Source organism: Amycolatopsis sp. NPDC048633 (assembly GCF_040650695.1).
Taxonomy (GTDB): domain Bacteria; phylum Actinomycetota; class Actinomycetes; order Mycobacteriales; family Pseudonocardiaceae; genus Amycolatopsis.
Map to the genome: position 1 here is coordinate 1 of NZ_JBEZHS010000046.1, position 25,057 is coordinate 25,057.

The window sequence follows — 25,057 nt, forward strand, 5'->3', positions numbered from 1 at the left end:
TACGTTTGGGTTTCGTGTTTGTTTTGTTGTTCAAGGCGGCCCCTCCGGGGCCGCGCCGCTATCGGCCGGCACGCGCGGGACCCGCCTCCGGCACCCACGCGACCGGCCGGCGGCTGCACCGGGGACCGCAGCTCAAGAAGGAGAGAATCCTCTCCGGACGGGCAGGCCTCCGAGATGGCCGAGTCGAGCGCGGCAGCCGCGTCCGTATCTAGCCAAACGGCATCTCGACGACCTCCCGGAGGGCTATCACACCACAACAAGGGGCAGCCGAGCATGTAGGTGGCAGACAGGCGGAAAGCACCTTCTTGACACACCGTGATCGGGCTGCACCAGGTCGACGAGATACCGAAGCCCGTCCAATACGATTATTGCAGTCTCGTCGAGACTAGACGAAGATAGCTAACGGTATAACTTGAATGTAGTATCCATTCAAATGCACCCCTGGGAGTGCAACTTCCGCGCCACTCTCCCTCCATTTCTCGCGCATTTCCTCGATCAACGGTTCAACCAAACTCTTGGCAAACGGCCCTAGGCCACCCCTCCGAACCACCGAGTTTTGCGCATCCTCTCGAAGATCAACAGCCGTCACCTTTCCCAGGAAGCTAAATTGCCCACCAACCAGTGCGGCAGCTACTTCAGAATTAAAGTACTCGCGACTCGCTGTAACGATACCTGAAACTTTTGATTGCCTGAATATTAGGTCGATTACCGGCGAAGAATCTAGGTCAGATTCAATTATCTTGACCATCCGCATGGTTGCCGCGTTCGACTCGGCTAACTCGCGAGCCGACGCCCGAGCGGCTTCTTCAAGTTCCAAGGCGGCCAACTGCTCCGGACTCATGCCTTTGCGCTCGTTGCGCTTGACCAAAGGGGCGCCTGCACCAGCCTTCGCAGCCTCCTCCTCAACAAACGGAGATAGGCTATTCATGAACTCCACTAGGGTCCGCATCGGAGACACTTCAAATTGACCTGCCAACTCAACTATGTCGCCCGACTTGATTGCCTCCACGGAGACGTCCTCCCCAACCCTCACCACCAAGCCGTCGGCATGAAGTCGCGCCCGGAGACGATTGAAGAGAGAAGCGGAAGTGTGCTCGCGCACAAATTTACTTTCGGTACTCTGGTCGCCTCCCGATTCGCGCGAGTATTTACCATTTACAGCCAGACTCAAACCTAGCAATGTAGCAAGACTTGGAAGTTTCACTCCAACTGAACCCTCGCCGCCAGACTTCTTGCTCTCGGCCTGTTTCTCCGCAATCTCACTCGTAAATGAAACGCCATCTTCCAGCGCAGCCAAGAAGCTCACCAGCATGGGCGTATCCAAATAGATTGGATGCGCCAGTTCGAAAGCGCGACCCCTGGGCTTACTATTTGTCACCATTTGACTCCCTCTTCCTGTGGCTCACCTCAGAAGATCAGCTGCCCGGAAGTCGTCGACCACGATCTGGCCGTTACGGTCCCGACACCGCACTCGGAAGCGACGACGCCACCTGATCGGTGCCACATGCATGCCACATGGCACCGACGTTCACCCACCGCCGACGATCAGCAACACGCGTGTTTTCCGAGGTAAAGCGGCCTGTAACTACCCAAGACCAAGGTCGGACCCTGACCGGATTAGAGCAGGGGTCGCAGGGTCAAATCGTGTCAGCCCGACGAAAGCACTTGCAGGGCCCGTGAGCAACATAACCACAGCTCACGGGCCCTTTGTGTCGCCGCCTTGCTTCGTCCGCGATCACCCGCGCGAGGCATCGCGGCCTCGACCTTCACCGGCCGGACTGGTGCCGGTACCCGTGGGGCCACGAGATCTCCTCGACCGGCAAATGGGCTACTTCGCGTCTGCCGGCTAAACCACTCGCCGAGTGAGGCGTGTTGGGGTCGAAGGTTGCCGGGCCGGAGGGGCAGACCCGATGGAAGCTGAAAGGGCGCACACGATGAAACCATGGAGAGCCATCGTCAGCGTGGCGGTCGCAGCGGCCACCGTCGTCGTCCTGCCGACTACCGCCGAGGCGAGCCCCTACTGCGTTCAGGACCTCGCCGGTGGCCCGCAAGCCTGCTTCACCACCGAGCAAGCGCTTGAGTCCCACCAAGCGGACCTCGCGCTGAGCCCCTTGCTCACCGTGTTCGACAGCACCGACTGGCACGGCGGGAGTGGATACCTGAACTTCGCCAGCGCCTACGGCCGTACCTACTGCGACGCCCCCAAGGTGCCGAACGAGGCGTCGGAAGGAAACCTTGGCCTGCGGCACTTCTCCAACGGCTTGAACGTGGCCGGGCGCATCAGCTCGTACGTCATCAAGGCCGGCTCCGGGTGTTCCGTCACCTTCTGGACCGGCACGGGCTTCAACGGCAACGGCGTCACCTCGAATCAGAACTGCGAGAACCTGACCAGGTGCTTCGGCCGCTTATTCAACGACAACACGCTTTCGCTTGCCGTCAGCTGAGCGGCTCGTGGTCGGCGAAACTCGGTCGCTCGGACGGAGGCGCGTCGTTAGCCTCCGGCGGGTGATCCATGAAGACCCTCGCGCGTACCTGCTCGGGCTTGAAGGCATTGCCTTGCTACGCGCGTTCACCGGAGAGTTCGATCGGGACTTCGTGGAGGCTCGGATCGCTGAGGTCCGCGGGATCCTCGCCGACGAGGCGTTGGCGGACGCGGCCGTGGAAGTCGACCGGGTCGACTCCGTTGCGGGTTATCGGCTGTGGTCGGCTACCTATGACCGGCCCAACTCGGCGTTCGACATCGACGAGCCCGTCGTCAAGGAGATCGTGAGCTCGCTGCCCGTGGGGGTTGCGCTGGATGCCGCGTGCGGGACTGGGCGCTACGCCGAGTTTCTGGCCGGGCGTGGCCATCGGGTCATCGGGGTGGACAGCTCACCCGACATGCTTACCCGGGCGCATGTCCGGGTGCCCCAAGCCGAATTCCTGCGAGGGGATCTGCACCGGCTCCCGGTCGCCGACGCCGAGGTCGATCTGGTCGTGTGCGGCTTGGCGCTGACCCACGTCTCGACGCTCGAGCCGGTGCTGGCGGAGTTCGCCAGGGTTCTGCGGCCGGGCGGGCACCTGGTGATCGCCGACATGCACCCCGAGCGCGTGGCGCAGGGCGCCGTTCCGCCCGTGCGCGATGCCGAGGGCCGACCTGGGCGCCTGAGCTCCTACCGGCACTCGATCGGGGACTACCTGCGAGCCGCGCTGCCGGCGGGACTGCAGGTGCGTCGCTGCGAGGAACCTCCGGTGCCGACCGGCGAACGGTCGGGGCCCCGGACAGTGCTGGGGCCATGGGAACTGTGGCCGTGGTGCCTGGCCGACATGGTGCCCGAAGCGAAACGAGCCGCCGGGACGCCCGCGTTGGTCGTCTGGCATTTCCCATTGTCCTCGATGGAAAGGGTATGACTGTGAAGAGAACGACCGCAGTGCTGGCCACGCTCATGGCAGCCACCGGACTGACGCTGGTAGGCGCACCCGACGCACTGGCCGCGGACGGGGCCACCGTTTACCTGTCCGGCAATGATGGGACGTACTTCAGCGGTACCGTCAACTTCACCAACAGGTCGGCCAGCGTCGATGGCGTCGTCTACCCGTCGAGCAACCGCTGCCGCCGCGTGAACGCGGCGGCGTTCGACAGCGTCACCAATGTCCTGGACCTCAAGGGCACCAGACTGTGGTGCACCATGTCTTCGCCGCAGCACATCCCGCTGACGGCGAACGTGCCCGGCGGAGCCTCGAAGATCGGGATCTCGCTGCTCGACCCCGAGGGCTACTCGGTCGACATCTGCTGGGTCACCCGGGGCGACACGTCCTGCAGGTGAGCCCGCGGGCCGTCTCGATCGCGGAGGAACCCGGGGGCACGGCAGACCGGACCCGGTAGGGTGATCGGAGCCGATTCGAGGGGGATGCGATGACCGATCAGGAAGGCGCGGACTGGATTCCGCCCGGAGCCGACCTTTCCCGGCCCAGCGCCGCCCGGATCTACGACTACCTGCTCGGCGGGGCCCACAACCTCGCCGCCGATCGGGCCGTCGCCCAGAAACTCGAGGCCATCCAGCCTCAGGTCGCCGCCATCGCCCGGCGGAACCGGGCCTTCCTCCGGCGCGTTGTGCGGTTCATGCTCGAGCAGGGCATCCGGCAGTTCCTCGACCTCGGCTCCGGGATCCCGACCGTCGGCAACGTGCACGAAGTCGCCCAGGCGGTCGATCCCGACTGCAAGGTCGTCTACGTCGACTACGAACCCGTCGCCGTCGCGCACAGTCTCATGCTGCTCAAGGACAACCCGAACGCCGAGGCCTTCGAGGCCGATGCCACGAGCACCGAAGCCGTCCTCGGTTCCGGGCCTGTGCAGAACCTGCTCGATCTCGGCAAACCCGTCGGGCTGCTGGCCATCACGCTCGGGCACTACCTCCCGGACGTGAGCCGGATCTTCACCTCCTACCGGGACGCCCTCGCGCCCGGCAGCCACCTCGCGCTCACCCACCTGACCAACGACTTCGCCGTCCTGCGCGACCCCAAGATCGCCGAGACCATGCGGTCGACGCAGGACTCCATCTACCCGCGCTCGCGTGACGAGGTGCTGGCCCTCTTCGACGGCTTCGAGCTCGTCGAACCCGGGCTGACCACCTCCGCGAACTGGCGGCCGGACCGGCTCGCCGCCGTCGTCGACCCCGAAGAAGACGGCCTCTACGCGGGCGTAGGCGTCAAACCCGGCGTCAAGCCGTAGCCGAACCGAACCGCTCCCACGCCGACTGGCGGGTCATCCCCAGCGCCACGCCGATCTGCGCCCACGTGCCGCCCAGGGTCCGCGCTTTGCCGACCCACGCGGCCAGGTTCTGCTGCACCTGCGTGGTCGCGGCCGCGACCGGGCCGAGGTTCTGGAGCACCTGCGCCAGCGGCAGGTCGTGCTCCCACGGTGCGATGAGCGGCGCGTCCGACGGCTTGCCGTCGATCACCGAGACGCACAGCTGGACGCACCCGTCGCAGATGAACACCCCCGGACCGCCGACGAGTGTTTCCACTTCGGTGTTCGGCTTGGCACAGAACGAACAACGTGCGATCACCGCGGTCATGAAACCTCCCTTGTCAGGGTGTACCTTACGCGCGTAAGGCGCAGCCTGACAAGCTCAAGAACGCCGACGTCCACTCGGCGAGCTCGGTGAGCCGCGAAGTCAGCTCTTCGATCTCGGCCCAGCGGCGGTGCTCGCGTTCGAGGTCCGGCACCAGGAAGTCCTCGACCAGCTGCAGCAAGGTGGCGATCTCGTAGGCGACGTCGGCGAGCTGCAGGAACGGCCGGTACTCGGCCTCGGTGCCGGTTCCGTTGCGCGTGGCCCAGTCGCGGGCGCCGTGCCCGGCGGTGCGGCACACGGCGACGACGGTGCGCCGGAGGTCACCGCGCCGGGACTCCGGCCGCCCTTCGGTCAGCGGGGCGACGTTCCAGGCCACCGACAGCAGGCAGCAGCCGGCGTCGTCCATCGAGTTGTTCATCACCGGACGTACTTTGGGCACCCGCGGGCACAGACCGGCCACTCCGACTCGCGGGGTCACGCCATCGTGTGAACAACCCGCCCGGATCGGGTCATCGACGCACGGAGCCGGCCAGCATCGGCAGGGAGATGAAGTCCGCCAAAGCCTGCTGACCCGCCGCGTTGGCGTGGATGCCGTCACCGTTGTCGTAGGCCGGGAGGATGATGTTCGGCTTCAGTGGGTCCTTCAGCACCACGTCGAAGTCCACCACGCCCGAACACAGGCCGCCGCACGAAGCCCACCGGGAGACGAACAGCGCGATCTCGTGCCTCGCCAGGTTCGCCGCGTCGTCGTACCCCGGGCGGGGCGTGCTCGGCGTGACGTACACGGCGATGCCCGCCGCGCGCAGGCGCTGGAACACCGCCCGGTAGCTGTCGAGGATCGTCGCCGCGTCGCAGCCGTACGCGAGGTCGTTCGTGCCGTAGTAGTAGATCACCGACGTCACGCCGTGCAGCGACAGGACGTCGCGGTCGAGCCGGCTCAGTGCGTCCAGCCCGGTGATGGACGGCGGGGAACCGGGGCACGACGCCGCACTCGTCGTGCCCGAGACGCCGGCGTTGGCCACCGCCAGCTGGGCCGAAGCGGGCGACTCCGCGACGATCCGCCGCGCGAGGTCGTCGGTCCAGCGCCGGTCCGCGCCGAGCTGGGTGCAGCCGGGGCCGCAGTTGGTGCTGCCGATGCCGTCGACGACCGAGCTGCCGAACGGGACGACCGTGCCCTTCAACGCCGAGTTGTGCACGTCGACCGCGCTGACCACGTAAGTCGAGCCGACGGTGGAAGTGAAAGCGGCAGCCGAAGCATCAGCCGTGTGGTCCCCCGACCCCGGCGCGCTCAGGTAGTTGTCCCGCAGGGCCGCGCCGTGGCGGCCGGGAGTAGCCGTGCCCGCCACGAACATGCTCACCGCGAGGTTCGTGTCGGGACGCGTCACGAGCCGGGTTTCGTCGCTCCAGATGTCGCCGCCGACGGGGATCGTGACGGCGGACCGGCCGGCGAACGTCAGGTCGCGCGTCCCCGATACCCCGGCACCGGTCGTGCTGAGCCCGGCGGTGGCGTGGTCGATGGTCAGCGGCCCGGTGCCGAAGGTGTTCTGGAGCCGGACGCGCACCGCGTCGCCGCCCTGGCTGAGGTGGGTGATCATGCGCAGGGACTGGCCTGACACCGGCGCGTCGGTGCGGCCGTCCTGGGACTGCGCCCACGACGTGAACCAGGCGGGTCCCGCACCGTCCGCGCCCGGCGCCGAGGCGACGACCAATGCGGAAATCGTGGCCAGTACAGCGATCCGATGGGCTGCTCGCATCCGATCGATGGTAGGGAGCCGGTCACGAAAGCGGCAAGCAGCTTGTCCGATCTTGTCAGCGGCCGGGTTTTCGCGTTGCATGAGCAGGCATGACGCTACGAGGCCTGCCCCACCGCAGCGAGAGCACCCCGCGGATCTTCGGAGAGCCGTACGAGACACCCGACGGCACGACGGTGATCACGGTGACCAGCCCGCCCGGGGTCTTCGCGATCCGGGAGGGCCAGGCCAAGTTCGAGCCGGCGGTCGACGCGACGCGAGTCGCGCTGCTGGCCGTCGGCACCGGCCTGGTCGCCGCCACCCTCGGCACGCTCGCCGTGCTGCGCCGGCCGCCGTGGCCGGACCTGACGGGCCACTGGGAGCGTTAAGCCGCGCCACCGGCCAGCGCCACGACCCGGCCGAGCGGGCCGTTGTAGTAGTTCTGGTCGCCCGGGAGGCCGCCGCCACGCGCGAACTGCCAGATGCTCTGCTTGTCCCAGCCCGCCGGGAGCTCCCCGACCTCCGGTCCGTACCGCGCGAGCCACAGCGGGTTCGTGTTCCCGAACTTCGCCGCGTTGCCGGTGCACTGCTTCCACCACGCCGTGCTGGTGTAGATCAGCGCGCTGCGCTTGACCTTCGCCAGGTACGTCCGGGTGAAGTCGGTGATCCACGCCGTCAGGTCGGCCTGGTTCTTGCCGTAGCAGACGTCGCCGTACGGGTTGTATTCGATGTCCAGCGCGCCCGGGAGCGTCTTGCCGTCGGACCGCCAGCCGCCGCCGTGGGCGATGAAGTACTCCGCCTGCTCCGCGCCGCCCGAGATGTCGGGCCGGCCGAAGTGGTACGCGCCGCGGATCAGGCCCGCCGCGTGCGCGCCGTCGTACTGCTGGCTGTACTGCGGGTTGACGAACCCGGTGCCTTCGGTCGCCTTGACGTAGGTGAACTTGGCGCCGCCGGCCGCCGCGGCGCCCCAGTCGACCGGGCCCTGGTGCCCGCTGACGTCGTGGCCGAGTGTCTGGTCGGTCGTGTCGGCGCGGGCCGAGCCCGGCACGACGCCTTCGTGCAAAGCGATCTGCGTGCCCGCGAAGTTCGTGTCGGCGAGCGAGTAGTCAGGTGCGGCTTCGGCGGGTACGGCGACGACCACCGAAGCGAACGCGGCCAAGGCGCTCGCTGCGGCGAGCCGAGGCCGCCACCGCTGTTCGTCGTGTCCGGCAACGGTTCGGCTCATCAGGGCTCCGATCTCGGTACGGGCACGTCCGGACCCCATGCTGCCTGCCCTGATCGCTCCCCGCGAGACTTGTGTCACCCGATGTAGTGATCTTGGTTCTCAGAGCTCGGTGGTGATGATGGCCTCGACCAGCACTTCTCCCGGTGGAGTCAGCTGGATCACGCCGTCGTCGGGGCGCAGCTCGACGAGGCCCCGCGCGGCCAGCGACCGGAACTTCCCCAGCCACGGTTCCGCGAACAGCGAACGCCCGGGGAACCCCGACGCGTGCAAGGAATCCCGCAACGGCTGCAACGTCGTCAGCGCCATCTTCACCGCTCGCGCCTCCTGGGCCTCGGGCGTGAACCGCGTCGCCGAGCCCAGCGGAATGCGGCCGCCCGAAACGGTTTCGATGTACCGCTTGGAGTTGACGTCGGTGATCGCCTCCGAAGCGCGGCAACTGGAACTGCCGCCCAGGCCGATCGCGACCTCGGCCTCCTGCTTGTCCTGGTCGACCATGATGGCCTTCCACTTCTCGGGCCCGAGGCCGGCGCGCGCGAAGTACATCGTCGGGTGCTCGGTGTAGCCCGCCCCGCGCAGGCCGTCGGTGAGCAGCTCCCGCATCTGGTACTGCTCGCCGAGGGTCGGCCAGCGGTGGCCGTCGCGCACCAGCTTGTCCCGGTACGCCGGCAGCTGCCACGCCGCCGGCTTCTCGCCGGTCACGCCGGTGCGGGTGTCGCTGTAGGAGGCCAGGTGCAGCTTCGTGCAGACGACGGCCGTGACTTCGTTCTCCAGCACGACGTCGAGGTCGCGGCGGACGCTGTCCAGGGTCTGGTCGAGCAGGCCGTACATCAGGTCGATGCTGACCCACTCGAAGCCGAGCGACCGGGCGTTCCGGACGAAGTCGACGCACATCTCGGCGCTGTGCTCGCGGCCGCACAGCTCCAGGACGTGGTCGTCGAACGACTGGACGCCGCTGGACAGCTTGGTGCAGCCCAGGTCCCGCAGCAGCTCGAGCTTGGCCGGGGTGAACGTGCTCGGGTCGCCTTCGAACCGGATCGTCGTGTCGGCGGTGAACCCGAACTCCGAACGGTAGAACTCCAGCAGCCGGCGGATCTCCGGCTCCGGCAGCAGCGACGGCGTGCCGCCGAAGACGTTGAACTCCCCCACCTCGGCCCCGGCCAGGTGCGGGACGGCGTCGAGCCACAGCCGGGCTTCGGCGATGTTGAGGTCGACCCAGTGCTTCGCCTTTTCGTACTGCACTTCGGGTTTGCCCTTGACCAGCACCACCGGGTACTGGCAGAACCGGCAGCGGTACGCGCACGTCGGGATGTAGGACCACAGGTGGATCGGCCTCGACGAAGCCAGCTGCGCGTCCAGATCACGCAGGAAGTCCGACGGCGAGCCGGGGACGTTGCCCGGGAAGACGTGCGCCCCGAACGGGTCCTCCTGCACGAAGTCCAGGAGGTGCCGGTTCTCCGGCGCCTCGAGGACGTCGAGCACGGCGGGCCGCGGCCACGCCGGGTCGAGCGTGTGCAGCGAGCCGATCGCCTCTTCGTAGGCGAGGGTCATCAGAACACCCCTCCGTTGCCGAAATAGTTGTGGGCCTCTCCGGATTCCCGGTCCTCGCAGTAGTAGTGGACGAACTCCGCGAAGCGCTCCGCCGGGATCTCCGCCAGGCACGGCGGGAGCGGCGGCGGGAAACCGATGTCTTCACCGACGTGCCGCCGCAGACAGGCGAACAGGTCGTCGGCGAACTCGAAGTACAGCCGGTACGACGGCGTCTTGTACGCGTGGATCGGCGTGAAGTCGACGACGCGCATCCCGTCGCGGATCTCGGCGATCCGGCGGGCGAGCCGGGCCGCCAGGTCCGTGCCGAAGAACGCGATGACAGCGTCGTCCTCCAAGAGCGCCGGCGTCAACAACACCGGCAGGATCGTGTTCTTCGGCGTGAAGTCCTTGATCGAGAACTCCCACGCCTGCCGCGCCTCGGCCTCGGTCAGATCCGCGGCGGCGGCAGGCACCGAAGGCCGGATGTCCCGCATGACGATGATGCCGTCGGAGCCGTACGCCCGGCCGGCGATGACCTCGTCGATGGCGTGGTCGACGCGGCGCGGGTTGATCTCGACGCGGGAGCGCGGCGCGTACGTGATCGCGTCGCCGCCGCTGGCCACCTTGATGCCGAAGTCCCAGTCGTCGGACAGGTGGCTGACGAACTTCCCGTCCTGCAGCTGGTAGAAGATCTCGATGCCGCCCGCGCGCTCGTAAGCGTCGCGCTCGACGGCGAAACCCTTGCCATCCGGGAAGCCGCCGAACAGCGAGAACGTGACGGCGCGGCATCGCAGCGTCCGCTGGATCGCGTCCCACAGCCGTGGCCGCCCGGTGAAGTGCGCGAAGTCGTAGTAGTAGTCGCAGACGCCGATCGCGGCCTTGCTCGACTCCATCGCGGCGAACAGCTCGCTCAGCCAATGCGGGTCGACGCGGCAGTCCGCGTCGGCCGACACGAGGTAGAACCGCTCCCCCGGATCGGTGTCCGGGCGGTTCCGGCTGCGCGCCGCGGCGAAGTCCATGCCCGCCCGCCGCGCGCACGACACGCCCTGCTCGGACTCGGCGATCACGTGCAGCGCCAGGTCCGGATGCGAAGCTGCGAAGGCGCGCGCGACGGCCACGGTGTCGTCGGTCGAGTTGTTGTCGACCAGCACGACCTCGTACCGGCCCTTGTCGAGCGGCGCGTTGCCGTCGCGCTGGTCGTGCAGCGTCCGCAAGACCTCCGGCAGGTTCGCGGCCTCGTTGTAGACCGGCAGGACGACCGAAAGCCGCGTGCCCGCTCCCATCGGCGGCGGGTAAAGCCGGTCGACGAGGTCGTCGACGACCCGCGTGCCGAAGTGCGCCTGCCCGAGTTCGGAGTTCGCCCGCACCACGTCCGCCCGTTTCCCTTCGTCGGTGATCAGCTCGGCAACCTCGCGGGCGAACGCGTCGTCCGGCAGGTCGCGGGCCCGGATGTCCAGCACGGGCGCCCGGTAACCCTTGCGGCCGTAGACGACGTCGTAGAGCTCGTACCCGCTCGTGATGTACGGCGTCCCGGAGGCGATCGCCTCGCTGACCGGGTTGCCGTAGCTCTCGTAGTCGTAGGAGGTCAGGAAGGACACGACCGTCGCGTGGGAGAGGAGGTCCCGGACCGAGTACCGGCCGGGGACGGCCGTGTCGTACGGCGTCAGCCAGCCGCCGAAGACGACGCGGTCGCGGACGCCGAGCCGGGTGGCGAGGTCCGTGAGGCGCGAGTGCTCGGCCGGGGTCTCGTCGACGTCGCCGGCGACGAACAGCCAGACGCCGGGCAGCAGTGCCAGCAGGTGCAGGTCCCGGTCGATGCGCTTCTGCGGGATGATCCGCGTGATCCGGGCGAGCAACGGGACGCCGTCGGGAATGCCGTGGTCACGCCGGAAACCCGCGTTGCGCTCGTCGACCCGCGCGGGCGCGATGGCGAACGCGTTGGGCAGGACGTCGATGGCCCGCAGGTCCGGCACCCACTCCAGCGTCTTCGCCTTCGCTTGCTCGTGGAGCGCGAAGTAGTGGATGTGCGGCGAATTCCGCGGTGCGGGGACGCCGGGGTAGGGGAATCGGCCGTACTTGGCGATGCCCGGTTCGCTCTGCCACATGAGGTCGTGGTCACGCCAGAACACGAACCGGCCGAGGCGGTGGCGGGCACCGTAGCGGTCGATCGCACGGTAAAGCGCTTCGGTGTAGGTGATGTTCTCGGGCAGCGTGCCGTTCTCCACCATCACCATCGTGACGCCGAGGCGTTCCCAGGCGGCCACGATCTTCCCGGCCAGCTCATCGGCGATCCGGTCGATCTCCGGGCGCAGCGTCTCGTCGCCGTTCTGGACGACTTCGCGCAGGACCCGCTCGACGAACTCGCCGTCGTAGCCGCGAATCCCGCCGACGCCCTCGACGCGGTCGAGCGTGACCCACCCGGGCAGCAGCCCGGCTTCGTCGCGGTAGGGCCGGAAGAACGCGCCCTTGTCGGCCTTGATGTCATAGCCGAGGTCGAGGTGGACCCGGTGCCCGGCGAACCGGCGCGCCGTCTTGAGGAACTCGACCACGACTCCGGACAGCGCGGTGGCGTCGAAGGACACGCCCCAGAGGACTGACATCGATGTCGGACTCCCGTCTCGGCTTCGCCGTCGTCCCCAGCGTAAGCGGCGGGAGTCCGGACGGCCGCGTGAGCGAAGTGGTTGACCGCGGGCGCCGGACGCCCCAGAGTGACCCCATGAACCGGGCCCTAGGGGTGCTGACCTGCGGCGCCTTCCTCTCGATCGTGCTCGGGGTCCTCGGCTCCGGGGAGCCCGCGCTCGCGTTGGTGTTCGGCGCGGTCTTCACCGTGCTCGCGACGGCGGGCTTCGGCTGGGTGCGCACCCGCGACGGGTGGGCGTGGCCCGCGGTGTACGTCGGTGTCCAGCTGCCGCTGGCGTTCGTGACGTTCACGATCAGCGCCGGGGTCGGCGCGACGCTGTTCCTCGTCGTGCTGGTCAGCCAGTCCGTGCTGCTGCGCCTGCCGCTGCCGGTGATCGCGCTCGTGATCGCCGTGGTGCCGCTCGTGCACCTCGGGATGTCGCTCGGCGAAGGTCTGCGGGAAGGCCTCGGCACGCTCGTTTCGGTGCTGTTCGCGGCCGTCATCACCGAGCTGCTGCTGCGCGAACAGCGCTCGCGCGGCGAACTCGCCGAGGCGCACGAGAAGCTGCGCGACTACGCCACCCAGGCCGAACGGCTGGCGACGGCGCAGGAGCGCAACCGCGTCGCCCGCGACATCCACGACGGGCTCGGGCACTCGCTCACCGTCGTCCAGATGCAGGTCAAGGCCGCGCGGGCGGTGCTGCCGAAGGACCCGGGCAAGGCCGACGAGGTCCTCGCGAAGGCGCAGGAGCAGGCCGAGAAGGCGCTCGCCGAGGTGCGCCGCTCGGTGAAAGCGTTGCGCGAGCCGCGGTCGGTGCCGTTGCCGGACGCGTTGCGGGCGCTGGTCTCCGAGGCGGGTGTCCCGGGCGGGCTCACGGTTTCCGGTGCCGAGCGGCCGCTGCCGGAAGAGCAGCGCGAAGCCCTTTTCCGGACGGTGCAGGAAGGGTTGACGAACGTCCGCAAGCACGCCGGTGCGGAGCGCGTCGAGCTGGTCCTGAACTACGCCGACGCTTCGGTCCGCGTCGTGGTCCGCGACGACGGCGCCGGCTCGGACGGCGGCGCGTCCCCCGGCTTCGGGCTGCTGGGGCTGCGGGAACGCGCCGAACAGCTGGGTGGCAAGCTCGACTTCACCTCGGCGCCGGGCGAGGGCAGCGCGCTGAGCATGGAGGTTCCGGGATGACACCGGTCCGCGTCCTGCTCGTCGACGACCAGGCGCTGTTCCGCGAAGCTCTCGCCACCCTGCTGGCGACGCACGACGGCATCGACATCGTGGGCGAGGCGGGCAACGGCGAGGAAGCACTGCGCCGGACGGCGGAGCTGGCGCCGGACGTCGTCCTGATGGACCTGCGCATGCCGGTCCTCGACGGCATCGGCGCGACCAGACGACTACGGCTGGAGCACCCGGCCGTCCGGATCATCGCGCTGACCACCTTCGACGACGACGAAGACGTCTTCGCCGCCCTCCGCGCGGGTGCGGTCGGATACCTGCTCAAGGACGTCTCATCGGCCCGGCTGATCGAAGCGGTGCTGGCCGCCGCGCGCGGCGAGTCGGTGCTGCAGCCGTCGGTCGCCGCGAAGGTCGTCGCGCGGTTCGCGCAGCTGCCCGAACCGGCTCCGCAGCCCCTGGTGGTGCCGTTGTCCGAGCGGGAGCGGGAGGTGCTGCGCCTGCTCGCGGACGGCCGCAGCAACCGCGAGATCGCCGCGAAGCTGTTCCTCGCCGAAGGCACGGTGAAGAACCACGTGACGAACCTGCTGGGCAAGCTCGGCGCCCGGGACCGCACCCAGGCCGCGCTGCGGGCCCGGGATCTCGGCCTGCTCTGAGCAGTCACATGACCCGGGTCATGACTTCCGGCACGTCCCGATCCGGCCGGCACCCGGGATTCTCGTCCAGGAGCGAAACCGCACTGGAGGGAACCCGAAATGACCACCGCCGCACCGCCCCGGACCACCGCCCGCAAGCTCGCCCGGTTCACCGGGCACTACGTCGAGATGGTCGCCGCCATGCTCGTCGGGATGGTGGTGCTCCACCCGCTCTGGCCGGCCGCCTGGCTGGAGCGCGCGGACGTCGACGCGCTCGTCATGGCCACGAACATGACCGTCGCCATGACCGCGGCCATGCTGCTGCGCCGGCACTCGTGGCCGCGGATCGCCGAGATGGCCGCCGCGATGTACCTGCCGTTCGTCGCGCTGCTCGTGCCGTTCTGGCTCGGCGCGATCGGTGGCGGCACCCTGATGGTCGCCGGGCACGTGATCATGTTCCCGCTGATGCTGGCCGCCATGGTGTGGCGCCGCGCAGAGTACTGGCACTGACATGCGCGGATTCCTGAAGTGGTGCGCCCTGGTCATCGCCGTGCTCGCGGTCCCCGCCATCGGCGCGACCGTCTCCGCGCTGTCGGCGTTCGGGGCGCTCTACTCCCCCGGTCCGGACCGGCCGGTGCCCGCCGCGGCGCCGCCGGCCCACGACCCGGCCAAGCCGACCGCGGTGATCGTGGTCGGCGACCGCGGGGCCGTCGTCTCCGACACCCTCGCGCCGTACGAGATCCTGGCCTCGACCGGCCGGTTCAACGTCTACGCTGTCGCACCGAAGCGGGAGCCGAAGCCGCTGACCGGGGGCCTCGACCTGATGCCCGACTTGAGTTTCGACGACCTCGCCGCCCTGCTCGGCCCGAAGGCGCCCGACCTCGTCGTCGTGCCCGCGCTGCCGGACGTCGGCGAGCCCAGCACCGAGCCGGTCAAGAGCTGGCTGCGTACGCAGGCCGCCCACGGCGCGAAGCTGCTGAGCGTCTGCAACGGCGGCGGCGTGCTCGCTTCCGCCGGCCTGCTCGACGGCCGTCCGGCCACCGCGCACTGGCTGAAGCTCGAAACCTGGGAAGCCGACTACCCCGCCGTGCGCTGGGTGCGTGACCAGCGGTTCGTCGACGACGGCGACGTCGTCACCACCGCCGGGATCCTCTCCGGCATCGACGGGACGCTGCACTGGGTCGAGCGGCTGACGGACCCCGCGGTGGCGGCCGACGCCGCGAAGGCGATCGGCTGGACGCGCTACGGCACCAGGGTTCCGGTGCACCCGCCGGCGTCGATGCCGGACGCGGCCGCGATCGTCAACGCCGGCTTCCGCTGGAACCCGGACGAGATCGGCGTCCTGCTCGCCGACGGGGTCGGCGAGATCGAGCTCGCGTCGGTGTTCGACACCGAAGGTCAGTCGCTGTCCTCGCGCACCCTCGCCGTGAGCACCGACGGCGCCCCGATCCGCTCCCGGCACGGCCTGACCTTCGTGCCCCGCGCGACGCTCGCCGCGGCGGACCTCGACCGGCTGGTGGTGCCCGGCGCGACGCGCGGAGTGACGACCCCGCCCGGCGGCCCGGCTCCGGAGTACATCCACGACCGGCCCGGCTTCGCCTACGACACCGCGGTGAGCGCGCTTTCGCGCACCACGGACGTCGCGACCGCGCGCTGGACCGCGAAGACCTTGGAGCTGCCCACCGACGGGGTCGTCTTCGAAGGCCGGGCGTGGCCGTGGCTGCCCACGGCGCTGCCGGTCGCCCTGGTCCTGCTGGGCGCGGCGGTGGTCACCGTGGTCCTGCGGAAGCGGCGCCGGAGCTGAGCGCTGAACGCCCCGATTCCCCCGCGAATCGGGGCGTTCGGCATGCCTAAAACGATTTAGGAATCCGCCCGTTGTCGAAGCGATTCACCAAGTGTGCGTCCCGGTGGAGTATTGCCAACGTATGAGTTCGTGATTACAGTCACGTATCACGCTCTATTGAAACGTTTTAAATCTCGCCGCCCCGTCCCCGCCGTTAGGGAGCCCGCATGCTGCCCTCGAAGCTCTGGCGCGCGACCACCACCACGCTCGCCGCGATCCTGGTTCTCACCGCCGCCTCGGTTCCCCCGGCCGGCGCGGCCCCACCGGTCGACCTGGCCGGCGCGCACTGGATCTGGTACCCGGAAGGCGACGCCCGGGTCAGCGCCCCGGCCGCGACCCGCTACTTCCGCACGACGTTCACCGCGCCCGCCGGCGCGGTCAGCGACGCCCAGTTCGTCGTCACCGGCGACGACACCACCGACGTCTGGCTCAACGGCAAGCCCCTGGCCTCCTCGGCCCGCACCACCGACTCGTGGCGGACGTCGCTGCCCGTGGACCTGCGGCCCGCGCTGGCTCCCGGCGTCAACACCCTCGCCGTCGCCGTCCGCAACGCCGGTGGCCCGGCCGGCCTGCTCGGGCGGCTGCGCGTGACGACCGCTTCGGGCACCACCGACCTGGCCACCGGCGCCGGCTGGAAGAGCGCGACCACCGCGCCGGACGGTTGGGAGCAGCCCGGCTTCGCCGACGGGACCTGGCCCGCGGCCGCGGATCTCGGCACCTACGGCGCGGCGCCCTGGGGCAGCGGCGTCACCACCCCGAACGGCTCGGCGAAGACGCCGCTTTCGGTCGCGAGCGCCACCGTCGGGCAACGCGTCAACCCCCTCGGCGTCGACCCGGCCCAAGCGCGGTTCGCCTGGAAACTGGCGTCCTCGGCCGCGCAGCAACGGCAGTCGGCGTACCAGCTCGTGGTGTCCGCCGGCGGCACCGACGTCTGGGACAGCGGCCGCGTCGCCTCCGCGCAGCAGGCCGACGTCGCCTACGGCGGCCCGGCGCTGACCTCGCTGACCGCGTACACGTGGCGCGTCCGCGTCTGGGACGCCGAGGGCCGGATGAGCGACTGGAGCCCGGTGCAGCGCTTCGAAACGGCGTTGCGCGACCCGGCGGCCGAATGGACCGGTGCCTTCCTCGGCCGCGCCGCGGCGGGCCCGGACCTCGCCGGCGCGAGCTGGATCTGGTACCCCGAAGGCGATCCGGCCGGCGGGGTCCCGCCCTCGACCCGGTTCTTCCGCAAGTCGCTCACTCTGACCGCCGCGCCGTCGAAGGCCACGCTCGTCGTGACCGGTGACGACAGCGCGACCGTGTGGGTCAACGGAACGCAGGTCAGCGACTCGCCGCGGGTCACCGACTCGTGGAAGACGGCCGCCGTCCTCGAGGTCGGGAACCTGCTGACCGCGGGCGCGAACACGATCGCCGTCAGGAGTGAGAACACCACCCAGAGCCCGGCCGGGACGATCGCGAAGCTGACCGTCCAAGGTGGACCGTCAGTGGTCTCCGACGCGTCCTGGAAGGCGAGCCAGACCGGCCCGGACGGCTGGCAGCAACGCACCTTCGACGACAGCTCCTGGCCGGCCGCGCGGGCGGTGGCCGCGTACGGCACCGGACCGTGGGGCGCGAACGTCGCCGTGAGCGCACCCTCTCCCCTGCTGCGCAAGAGCTTCACGGTGTCGAAGCCGATCGCGAGCGCGCGGCTGCTCACCACGGCCCTCGGCCTGCAGGAGACCCACCTCAACGGCGCCAAGGTCGGCGCGGAGGTCCTGGCACCCGGCTGGACCGACTACGCGAAGCGCCTGCAGTACCGCGTTTCCGACGTCACCGGCCAGGTCCGCCAGGGCGAGAACGTCCTCGGCGCGATGGTCGGCAACGGCTGGTACTCCGGGAGCGTCGGCATCGCCGGCAGCCAGAAGTACGGCACCGAGCCGTGGTACTCGGCGCAGCTGAAGCTGACCTTCACCGACGGTACGACGGCCACGGTCGCGACCGACGGCACCTGGAAGACCGGCGACGGCCCGATCCGCGCCGACGACCTCTACCAGGGCGAAACCTACGACGCCCGGCTCGCGTCCGGCTGGGACCGGCCCGGCTTCGACGACCGCGCCTGGGCGGCACCCCGCGTCAAGACCGGCACCAAGCCGAACCTGGTGTCCCAGGTGGACAACGGCGTCACGGTGCAGCAGGAGTTCAAGCCCGTCGCGTGGACCCAGCCGAAGCCGGGGGTCTGGGTCGCCGACCTGGGCCAGAACTTCAGCGGCTGGAACCGGCTTTCGGTGACCGGCCCGGCCGGCACGACGGTCACCATGCGGCACGCCGAGGTGCTCAACCCCGACGGCACGATCTACACGACGAACCTGCGCGCGGCGCAGGCGACCGACCGGTTCACCCTGGCGGGCACCGGCGGCACCGAGACGTACGAGCCGCGCTTCACCGTGCACGGCTACCGCTACGTCGAGCTGACCGGCCTGCCTTCCGCTCCGACGGCGGCGACGCTGACCGGGCGGGCGATGTGGACGGCCGGCGCGCAGCCCGGCACCTTCACGACGTCGAACGCGCAGGTGAACCAGCTGCAGCACAACATCCTGTGGGGTGAGCGCTCGAACATGCTGTCCGTGCCGAGCGACTGCCCGCAGCGCGACGAGCGGCTCGGCTGGACCGGCGACATCGGGATCTTCGCCGGCACCTCGACGTTCAACCTCGACGTCGCGAACTTCCTCGGCAAGTTCAGCGACGACCTGGTCGACGCGCAGCACGCCGACGGGTCGTTCACCGACGTCGCGCCGGGCGTGCTCGACGGCTCGGGCACGGCGGGCTGGGGTGACGCGGGCGTCATCGTGCCCTACACCCTGTGGCAGCGCTACGGCGACACCGGCGTGATCAACGAGCACTTCGCCGCCATGGTCAAGTGGGTCGAGTACCTGCGCTCGACGTCCGGCGCCGACCTGATCCGCGACCACCAGACGTTCGGCGACTGGCTCAACGTCAACGACAACACCGCGCAGGACCTGATTTCGACGGCGTTCTTCGCGTGGTCGTCCCGGCTGGTGTCCCGGATGGCCGCGGCCACGGGACACACCGCCGAGGCGACGAAGTACGGGACGCTGGCCGACCAGATCGGGACGGCGTTCACGAACCGGTTCGTCCAGGCCGACGGCACGGTGGGCGCGAACACGCAGACCGGGTACGTCCTGGCGCTGGCGTTCGGGCTGCTGCCGGCCAACCGCGTCCAGCCGGCGGCGGACAAGCTGGCCGCGCGGGTCGCCGCGGCGAACGGGCACCTCAGCGTCGGGTTCCTCGGCGTCGAGAACCTGCTGCCGGTGCTGGCCGCGCACGGCCACGCGGATGTCGCGTACCAGGTGCTGCTGCAGCCGGACTTCCCCGGCTGGGGCTACATGATCGGCCACGGCGCGACGACGATCTGGGAGCGCTGGGACGGGATCAAGCCGGACGGGTCGTTCAACGACCCGGGGATGAACTCGTTCAACCACTACGGCCTCGGCTCGGTGGGCGACTTCCTGTACCGCTCGGTCGGCGGGCTCTCGCCGGCGTCCCCGGGCTACGCGTCGCTGCTGGTGGCGCCGCGTCCGGGCGGCGGCTTGACGTCGGCGAAGTCGGCGTACGAGACGCCGTACGGCGGCGCGGTCAGCGACTGGTCGGTCTCGGCCGGGAAGCTGACGCTGCGGGTGACGGTCCCGGCCGGCAGCTCGGCGACGGTCCAGGTACCGACGTCGCAGCCGGGGTCGGTCGTGGCGCCGCCGGAAGCGGTGCCGTCGTCGACCGGGTCGTACTTCGTGCCGGCGGGTTCGTACACCTTCACCGCCACCGCGTGAATCGAGAGCCGGTACCGCCGCTTCCCCGCGGCGGTGCCGGCCCGATCCGGGCCTCCGCCGGGCCCGGAGCTCAGTGACGCAGCGCGAGGTTCAGCACGTCGCCCGCGCGGTCCAGGCAGTCGACGCAGATCACGGCGTCGCGCTGGGCGCACGTGACGCGCAGCAGCGGGCGCCGCAGGCCGAGGAACGTCCGGCGCTCGCGGCGGCCGCAGAACTCGCAGACCGCGGCCAGCGGTGACGTCACCGCGGCCAGCACGTCCCCGCCCGGGGTCTCCCGGTCGGCACTGTCCCGGACCACCCGCAGCCCGGCGCGCACGCAGTCCACGCAGATCGGCCCGGCTTTGCCGGGGACCCGCGGGCCGTGCACCGTGCCGCAGAACCGGCAGGGCCGCCCGGCCCCGTTCGCCGCCGTCACGCCGCCTCCTCACCGGTTTCGCCGCGCGCACAGCGGGAACCCGGGGCGCGACGCCACCTCCCGGTCACGCTACCCGCATCCGGCCGGGCAGGGGCATCGGCGGAACCGGCGAACGCTCGGCCGGGACCGCGCGCACGGACCTCCCGCCCGGGTGGCACGGCACCGAGCGGGCAGGAGGAACCTTTGTCGTCGTTGACGGTGCTGTTCGGCGTGGCCGGCCTGCTCGCCCTGGCCGCGGCGATCGTGCCGAAGCTCGTGGCCGACCGGCCGTTCTCGGTACCGCTGGTGATGCTGATCGCCGGGATCGTCCTGGGCCTGCTGCCGCTGCCCGCGCCCTACGGCAACGGGTGGAGCGACCCCGCCGCCCACCTGCACGGCGTGGAGTCCTTCACCCAGGTGGGCATCCTCGTGGCGCTGGCCGGGGCCGGCTTGTCGGTCGACCGCCCGTTCGGCCTGAAACGCTGGGGCTCGACGTGGCGGCTGCTCGCGCTGACCATGCCGCTGTCGATCCTGGCGATCGCCGCGCTCGGGTACTGGTGGCTCGCGCTGGCGCCGGGCGTGGCGCTGCTGCTGGCCGCGGCGCTGGCCCCGACCGACCCGGTGCTGGCCGGCGACGTCGGCGTGCCGCACCCCGACGTCGAGCCGGAACTGGCCCGGGACAACGAAATCCGCTTCACGTTGACCACCGAGGCGGGGCTCAACGACGGCCTGGCCATGCCGTTCGTCCTGCTCGGGCTGGCGATGGCGGGCAGCAGGCCGAGCCTGGACGTCTCCTGGGTGCTGGTGGACCTGCTGCTGCCCGTCGTGACCGGCGCGGTGCTCGGCCTGGTCGCCGGGCGCGGGCTCGGCTGGGCGATCTTCCACACGTCGTCGGACCGGCTGCGCCTGGCCGAATACGGCGACGGCTTGGTCCTGCTCGCCCTGGCCTTCCTGCCGTACGCGCTGGCGGAGCTGGCCCACGGCAACGGGTTCGTCGCGGTGTTCGTCGCCGCGGTCGTGGTCCGTAAGCAGGAGCGCGAGCACGACTACCACGGCGTCCTGCACGCCTTCGGCCACCAGCTCGAACGGCTCTTCGTGCCGCTCGCCCTGCTCGGGCTGGGCCTGGCCATCGGCGACGGGCTGCTGATCGGCCTCCGCCCCCTGGAAGTGGTGATCGCCGTGGTCGCGGTGCTGGTGGTGCGGCCCGTGGTCGGCTGGGTCTCACTGCTCGGGTCCTCCGCCGGCCGGCCGGGGACGCTGGCCATCGCGTTCTTCGGCGTCCGCGGCATCGGCACCCTCTACTACCTCGCCTACGCCCTCAACCGGCTGCCGGTGGCGCAGCAGGGCGTGCTGTGGCGGGTCGGCGCGCTCGCCGTGGCCGTGTCGGTGCTGGTCCACGGCATCCTCGCGGAACCGGCCATCCAGCGGATCGAACGGATGGGCGGCCACCTGCCGGCCCGGTGACCCCGGCCTCGGTGCTGCGTGACGGTCCTCACGGCATTCGCCCGGTCGTGATGTGTAGGGGGTCGGTGACTGGGTAATCGAACGTCAAGGCCCTTTTGGCGACTGGCCGATCCGGAAATGTCGCCGCAACGGAAGGTGCATCCCATGAACGACAAGTTCGAGAACAAGGGCGAAGAGCTCAAGGGCCGCGCGAAGGAAGCCGTCGGCGACGCCACCGGCAACGAGCAGTGGCAGGCCGAGGGCAAGGCCGACCAGGCCAAGGGCTCGCTCAAGCAGGCCGGCGAGAAGATCAAGGACGCCGTGAAGGGCGTCAAGGACAAGCACTGATCGGTCCTGCGACTGCCGCACCCCGGGCTCCCGGGGTGCGGCTTTTCGTCGTTTGGACCTAGGCGAGCCGCTCCACGGCGTCGCGCGCTTCCTTGAGGTCCGCGCCCGTGCGCTCTCGGTAGATCTTGATCGCCTGGATCTTCTTGCCTTCGCGCAGCAAGGCGGTCACCTCGGCGAGCCCCGGCTCCTCGACGGTCACGCCGAGCTGGGCGGCGATCGCGTCCAGCTTCCGTTCCATCCGCTCGAGCCGGCGGCTGAGCCTGCGTTCGGTGGCCGACGAGCCCAGGCCGACGACCACGACGAGCAGGACGACCCCGAGCAGCAGCATCCCGTAGTCCATGGCGGGTCATGCTACGTCGCGAAAACTGTCGGTGCCCGCGTTTAGGCTGGCACTCATGACGACATTGACCGACCGCCCGAACACCGCCTTGCTGATCGTCGACGTGCAGAACGGCGTGATGGAGGGCGCTCACGACCGTTCGGCCGTCCTCGAGAACCTCGTCGCCCTGGTCGAGAAGGCGCGCTCGAGCGGGGTCGAGGTGGTGTGGGTGCAGCACACCAGCGAAGACCTGCCCCGCGGGAGCGAGGTGTGGCAGTACGTGCCGGAGCTGGTGCGGCGCGAGCCGGAACCGCTGGTGCACAAGGCTTACGGCGACTCGTTCGAGGACACCGACCTCGAGGCGGTGCTGTCCGCGCGCGGCATCGGCAGCCTGCTGGTGGCGGGAGCCCAGACGGACGCGTGCATCAGGTCCACCCTCCACGGCGCGATCACCCGCGGCTACGACGCGACGTTGGTGGCCGACGCGCACACGACGGAGGACCTGTCGGCGTACGGGGCCCCGGAGCCGGGCGCGGTCATCGCGCACACGAACTTGTACTGGGGGCACCACGCGGCGCCGGGCCGGACCGCGGGGACGGTGCTGACTTCGGAGGTGGAGTTCGGGGTGACGGTACCGGCCTGAGCCACCTGGCCGGTGGTCCGCGGGAGCGGCGCCGCCCACCGCGAGGTCATGAACGACTCTTTCCTGCCGCCGGATGTCATGAACGAGTCGTTCATGACATCCGGCCGAACCGGCTCTCCTACTCCGCTCGCTTGAAGCCGTACGCGCGCTCCACTTTGGCCACCTCGATGTGATAGTCCGCGTACCACTGCTTCCGCCCGAGGCGCTGGGCCTCCAGGTGCTCCGGGTGCTGCTTCCACGCGGCGATCGACTCGGCGTCGCGGTAGTACAGGACGGTCAGCTCGCGGCCGTCGGCGCTCGTCTGGGACTCTCGCCCCAGATAACCCGGCTGCGCGCGGCCCAATTCCGCCATCCGCGAGTCCATCGACTCGTAGCCGTCCAGGTTGTCGGCGTCGAGCGCGCTGCTGACGATCACCGCGTAATACGGGGGTTCAGGTCTCGTGAAGGGCACAGCCGGAGCCTAGGTCCGCGCCCCCGCGCGCCCAACCCGATATTCACGCTCCGCGCAGGTGGTCGCGCAGGGCCCGGGCCACCCGGGCCATCAGCACGTCCGCCTCGGGCTGCAGCACCGCCGGGACCTGGGACTCCGTCAGCGCCACCACTCCGAACACCCGGCCGTCCCCGTGCTCGACGACCCCGGCCTCGTGCCGCAGGTTCAGCAGCGTCCCCGTCTTGGACGACCAGCGGGCCGCGTCCGAGGCGAAGTCCGGCGTCAAGCGATGGCGGATCACGTTGTGCGCCATCAGGTCCCGCACGCCCGCGGCCACCGAAGCGTCGATCCGGGACGGCGTCCACAGCGCCTGCAGCAGCTCGAGCACGGCCCGCGCCGATGCCGCGTTGGCGCGCGTGACGTCGAGCTGGGCCAGCCGGTGCCCCTGCCCCGCCGTGCCCGCGCCGATGGCCAGCGAATGCGCCAGATCGGCCTCGCCCGCGTCGAACCGCTCGGCCGGGGTGTCGACGAGGTCCGCCATCAGGTGGCGCACGGCGATTCCGCGCAAGCCCCAGCCGTCCAGCGTGCGCATGATCAAGTCCGGCGGGGTGAGGCCGAACAGGACGTCGGCCGCCACGCCGTCGCTCAGCGCCGTGCTCAGGTACAGCAGGTCGTCGACGGCGATCCGGGCCGGGTGGCGGAACCGCGTCAGCCCGATCGGGCCGGGCGTGGTGACGCCGCCGGGCGCGACCTCCAGCTGCGTCGCACCGTCCAGTTCGCCGCGGCGGACGCGCTCCAGGGTCGCCGCCGCCAGCGGGACCTTGACCAGCGACGCGATCGGATACACCCGGTCCGCGTCGATCCCCAGCTCGTGCCCGGACCGCAGGTCGCGGACCAGGAACGACCCGCGCAGCCCGCCGTCGTCCAGCTCGGCCCGCAGCCGCCGGACCAGCCCTTCCGCGCTCACGCCTCGGCTCCCAAGCACCGGGCGACCGCGGAGGACAGGCCACGCACCCGGTCGGCGTCTTCGCCCAGAGCGGCCGCGACGCCGAAGCCGCGCGCCAGCGCGACCTCCCCGACCGGCCGCCAGTGCAGCCCCAGCTGATCGGCCTGCGCCGCCGAGCACAGCAGCAGGTCCGCCGAGCCGAACACCGCCGCGGCGGCCGCGGTCAGCGAGCCGGACACGGCGACCTGGGCGGGCAGCAGGCCCACGGCGTCGCGCACCCGCAACAGCCGGTCGCGGACGTGCGGGACGTCGTCCTCCGGCTGGATCCGGACGTGGCGCCGGGCACCGCCGGACCGCCCGGCGCGCAACGTCTCCAGGTGCACGACCCGCGCCGGCGCCGCGACCACCCCGGCCAGCCCCAGCGGCACGGACCACACGCCCTCGTCGGCCGGGACCGCGACGAGCGCCGCCCGCACCTCCTGGGTGCGGACGAGCTCGGCCCGCTCCCCCGGCGGCGCGACGCGGAACTCCAGGTGGACCTCCAGCGCGCGGGCCTCGGCGGCCAGTTCCGCCAGCTCGCGCACGCCGCAGGTGTCCGGGACGGCCACGCGCATCGGCCGCAGCCGCGCCCGCTGCGCGTCGTGGTCCAGCGCGTCGGCCAGCTGCACGAGCCGCCGGGCCGAGGGCAGCACGTCCCGCCCGAACGGCGTGAGCCGCGCCCGGCGGGTCGAGCGGTCGAAGAGCCGCTCGCCGAAGTGCCGTTCCAGCGCGGCGATACGCCGGCTCGCGACCGGCTGCGGGATGCGCGCGACCGCCGCGCCCGCGGTGAAGCTCCCCGCCTCGCTCACGCTCACGAACGCCCTGCAGCCGCCGACCAGGTCCACGACGCCACTCTATGCGATTCCGGCATCGAAC

At 70.4% G+C, this 25,057-nt stretch carries 25 protein-coding genes; 13 read left to right on the top strand and 12 right to left on the bottom strand.

The genetic code is table 11. From position 1 onward, the window contains the following. Nucleotides 1-385: 385 nt before the first annotated feature. Nucleotides 386-1,312, bottom strand: coding sequence for a hypothetical protein (locus AB0C38_RS44310; RefSeq protein WP_360685781.1), 927 nt, complete (start codon nt 1,310-1,312; stop codon nt 386-388). A 598-nt stretch (nt 1,313-1,910) separates the two neighbouring features. Here AB0C38_RS44310 and AB0C38_RS44315 point away from each other — a divergent pair. From AB0C38_RS44315 to AB0C38_RS44330, 4 genes are all read left to right on the top strand, one after another. Then, the gene (locus AB0C38_RS44315; protein ID WP_360685784.1) at nt 1,911-2,444 is read left to right on the top strand and encodes a hypothetical protein; all 534 of its coding nucleotides are present in this window, start codon (nt 1,911-1,913) and stop codon (nt 2,442-2,444) included. A gap of 61 nt (nt 2,445-2,505) precedes the next feature. Then, nucleotides 2,506-3,390, top strand: coding sequence for a class I SAM-dependent methyltransferase (locus AB0C38_RS44320; RefSeq protein ID WP_360685787.1), 885 nt, complete (start codon nt 2,506-2,508; stop codon nt 3,388-3,390). After that, complete coding sequence (locus AB0C38_RS44325) at nt 3,387-3,806, top strand: hypothetical protein (protein WP_360685790.1); 420 nt, start codon at nt 3,387-3,389, stop codon at nt 3,804-3,806. The genes AB0C38_RS44320 and AB0C38_RS44325 overlap by 4 nt, the downstream gene beginning before the upstream one ends. 89 nt (nt 3,807-3,895) lie before the next feature. Beyond that, nucleotides 3,896-4,711, top strand: coding sequence for an SAM-dependent methyltransferase (locus AB0C38_RS44330; protein ID WP_360685792.1), 816 nt, complete (start codon nt 3,896-3,898; stop codon nt 4,709-4,711). Here AB0C38_RS44330 and AB0C38_RS44335 read toward each other — a convergent pair. From AB0C38_RS44335 to AB0C38_RS44345, 3 genes are all read right to left on the bottom strand, one after another. Continuing rightward, the gene (locus AB0C38_RS44335) at nt 4,701-5,048 is read right to left on the bottom strand and encodes a ClpX C4-type zinc finger protein (RefSeq protein ID WP_360685997.1); all 348 of its coding nucleotides are present in this window, start codon (nt 5,046-5,048) and stop codon (nt 4,701-4,703) included. The genes AB0C38_RS44330 and AB0C38_RS44335 overlap by 11 nt on opposite strands. A gap of 34 nt (nt 5,049-5,082) precedes the next feature. Continuing rightward, a complete protein-coding gene (locus tag AB0C38_RS44340; protein WP_360685795.1) occupies nt 5,083-5,472 on the bottom strand; it encodes a hypothetical protein in 390 nt (129 codons plus the stop codon). A gap of 91 nt (nt 5,473-5,563) precedes the next feature. Continuing rightward, a complete protein-coding gene (locus AB0C38_RS44345; protein ID WP_360685798.1) occupies nt 5,564-6,808 on the bottom strand; it encodes a GDSL-type esterase/lipase family protein in 1,245 nt (414 codons plus the stop codon). 89 nt (nt 6,809-6,897) lie between these two features. On the opposite strand from AB0C38_RS44345, the gene AB0C38_RS44350 reads away from it, so the two are divergent. After that, nucleotides 6,898-7,173, top strand: coding sequence for a hypothetical protein (locus AB0C38_RS44350; RefSeq protein ID WP_360685801.1), 276 nt, complete (start codon nt 6,898-6,900; stop codon nt 7,171-7,173). On the opposite strand, the gene AB0C38_RS44355 is transcribed toward AB0C38_RS44350, so the two are convergent. From AB0C38_RS44355 to AB0C38_RS44365, 3 genes are all read right to left on the bottom strand, one after another. Beyond that, a complete protein-coding gene (locus AB0C38_RS44355; protein WP_360685804.1) occupies nt 7,170-8,009 on the bottom strand; it encodes a GH25 family lysozyme in 840 nt (279 codons plus the stop codon). The two genes, AB0C38_RS44350 and AB0C38_RS44355, sit on opposite strands and share 4 nt — an antisense overlap. Before the next feature lie 99 nt (nt 8,010-8,108). Then, nucleotides 8,109-9,557, bottom strand: a complete 1,449-nt coding sequence (locus AB0C38_RS44360; RefSeq protein WP_360685807.1) for a radical SAM protein — start codon at nt 9,555-9,557, stop codon at nt 8,109-8,111. Then, nucleotides 9,557-12,136, bottom strand: a complete 2,580-nt coding sequence (locus AB0C38_RS44365) for a glycosyltransferase (RefSeq protein ID WP_360685809.1) — start codon at nt 12,134-12,136, stop codon at nt 9,557-9,559. The genes AB0C38_RS44360 and AB0C38_RS44365 overlap by 1 nt, the downstream gene beginning before the upstream one ends. 116 nt (nt 12,137-12,252) lie before the next feature. Between AB0C38_RS44365 and AB0C38_RS44370 the strand changes: the two genes are divergently transcribed. The 5 genes from AB0C38_RS44370 (at nt 12,253) to AB0C38_RS44390 (ending at nt 19,619) form a co-directional block, all read left to right on the top strand. Beyond that, on the top strand, nt 12,253-13,335 hold the full coding sequence (locus tag AB0C38_RS44370) for a sensor histidine kinase (RefSeq protein ID WP_360685812.1): 1,083 nt from the start codon (nt 12,253-12,255) through the stop codon (nt 13,333-13,335). After that, a complete protein-coding gene (locus tag AB0C38_RS44375) occupies nt 13,332-13,976 on the top strand; it encodes a response regulator transcription factor (RefSeq protein ID WP_360685815.1) in 645 nt (214 codons plus the stop codon). The genes AB0C38_RS44370 and AB0C38_RS44375 overlap by 4 nt, the downstream gene beginning before the upstream one ends. A 99-nt stretch (nt 13,977-14,075) precedes the next feature. Continuing rightward, a complete protein-coding gene (locus tag AB0C38_RS44380; RefSeq protein ID WP_360685818.1) occupies nt 14,076-14,465 on the top strand; it encodes a hypothetical protein in 390 nt (129 codons plus the stop codon). Between the two features lies 1 nt (nt 14,466). Further along, nucleotides 14,467-15,759: a DJ-1/PfpI family protein gene (locus AB0C38_RS44385; protein ID WP_360685821.1), complete on the top strand. Its 1,293-nt coding sequence runs from the start codon at nt 14,467-14,469 to the stop codon at nt 15,757-15,759. Between the two features lie 206 nt (nt 15,760-15,965). Continuing rightward, nucleotides 15,966-19,619 (top strand): family 78 glycoside hydrolase catalytic domain, encoded by a 3,654-nt coding sequence (locus AB0C38_RS44390; protein WP_360685824.1) that lies wholly within the window; start codon nt 15,966-15,968, stop codon nt 19,617-19,619. Nucleotides 19,620-19,689: 70 nt separating this feature from the next. Here AB0C38_RS44390 and AB0C38_RS44395 read toward each other — a convergent pair whose 3' ends face one another. Next, nucleotides 19,690-20,034: a hypothetical protein gene (locus AB0C38_RS44395; RefSeq protein WP_360685827.1), complete on the bottom strand. Its 345-nt coding sequence runs from the start codon at nt 20,032-20,034 to the stop codon at nt 19,690-19,692. Between the two features lie 183 nt (nt 20,035-20,217). Here AB0C38_RS44395 and AB0C38_RS44400 point away from each other — a divergent pair, with 183 nt between their 5' ends. Together AB0C38_RS44400 and AB0C38_RS44405 are read left to right on the top strand one after the other, a co-directional pair. Beyond that, nucleotides 20,218-21,477: a cation:proton antiporter gene (locus AB0C38_RS44400; protein WP_360685830.1), complete on the top strand. Its 1,260-nt coding sequence runs from the start codon at nt 20,218-20,220 to the stop codon at nt 21,475-21,477. A gap of 144 nt (nt 21,478-21,621) precedes the next feature. Continuing rightward, nucleotides 21,622-21,804: a CsbD family protein gene (locus AB0C38_RS44405; protein WP_360685833.1), complete on the top strand. Its 183-nt coding sequence runs from the start codon at nt 21,622-21,624 to the stop codon at nt 21,802-21,804. A 58-nt stretch (nt 21,805-21,862) separates the two neighbouring features. Here the strand turns inward: AB0C38_RS44405 and AB0C38_RS44410 are convergent, their stop codons facing one another. Beyond that, nucleotides 21,863-22,144, bottom strand: a complete 282-nt coding sequence (locus AB0C38_RS44410) for a hypothetical protein (RefSeq protein ID WP_360685836.1) — start codon at nt 22,142-22,144, stop codon at nt 21,863-21,865. A gap of 55 nt (nt 22,145-22,199) precedes the next feature. Here AB0C38_RS44410 and AB0C38_RS44415 point away from each other — a divergent pair, with 55 nt between their 5' ends. Then, a complete protein-coding gene (locus tag AB0C38_RS44415) occupies nt 22,200-22,766 on the top strand; it encodes an isochorismatase family protein (protein WP_360685839.1) in 567 nt (188 codons plus the stop codon). A gap of 118 nt (nt 22,767-22,884) precedes the next feature. On the opposite strand, the gene AB0C38_RS44420 is transcribed toward AB0C38_RS44415, so the two are convergent. The 3 genes from AB0C38_RS44420 to AB0C38_RS44430 are packed head-to-tail and all read right to left on the bottom strand — an operon-like array spanning nt 22,885 to nt 25,026. Next, nucleotides 22,885-23,217 (bottom strand): antibiotic biosynthesis monooxygenase, encoded by a 333-nt coding sequence (locus AB0C38_RS44420; protein ID WP_360685842.1) that lies wholly within the window; start codon nt 23,215-23,217, stop codon nt 22,885-22,887. Nucleotides 23,218-23,260: 43 nt separating this feature from the next. Further along, nucleotides 23,261-24,163, bottom strand: a complete 903-nt coding sequence (locus AB0C38_RS44425) for a serine hydrolase (RefSeq protein WP_360685845.1) — start codon at nt 24,161-24,163, stop codon at nt 23,261-23,263. Further along, entirely contained in the window at nt 24,160-25,026 is an 867-nt protein-coding gene (locus AB0C38_RS44430) for a LysR family transcriptional regulator (protein ID WP_360685848.1), read from the bottom strand. Before AB0C38_RS44430 ends, AB0C38_RS44425 begins: the two co-directional genes overlap by 4 nt. Nucleotides 25,027-25,057: the final 31 nt, after the last annotated feature.